The following is a 345-nucleotide window of genomic DNA, read 5'->3' as shown; positions in this document are numbered from 1 at the left end:
AGTTGGCGCAAAGTCGCTCCCATCAAGTTCGCCGTCATGATCACTATCTGCAAGATGTGGATTGGTGCCAGTTAAAAACTCTTGTAAGTTAGTTAAGCCGTCAGCATCAAAGTCATCCTTGGCATCCAGAGGCATTGAGTCACTTAGGCCATATTGCATTTCCCACTCTTGGGGAAGGCCATCTCTGTCGTTATCAAAGCTATAGCGTGAATTTAGCGGAGCAGAGTCGATATAGTCAGGTGCGCCATCACGATCTGAATCAGGATCATTAGGATCTGTACCTAATCGGTATTCATCCCAAGCGGTAAGCCCATCACCATCTTGATCACTCGTTGCATCAAAGGG

1 pseudogene is annotated in these 345 nt (G+C 47.0%); it reads right to left on the bottom strand.

The features are described 5' to 3' along the window. Positions 1–345, bottom strand: a pseudogene (locus ACK8OT_RS19350) (hypothetical protein); the annotation flags it as partial.

The organism is Motilimonas thetidivivens (assembly GCF_046452435.1).
Lineage (GTDB): Bacteria > Pseudomonadota > Gammaproteobacteria > Enterobacterales > CBDFNC01 > Motilimonas.
Note: the sequence above shows the minus strand (reverse complement) of the source record. Positions and strands in the feature narration are given on the sequence as shown.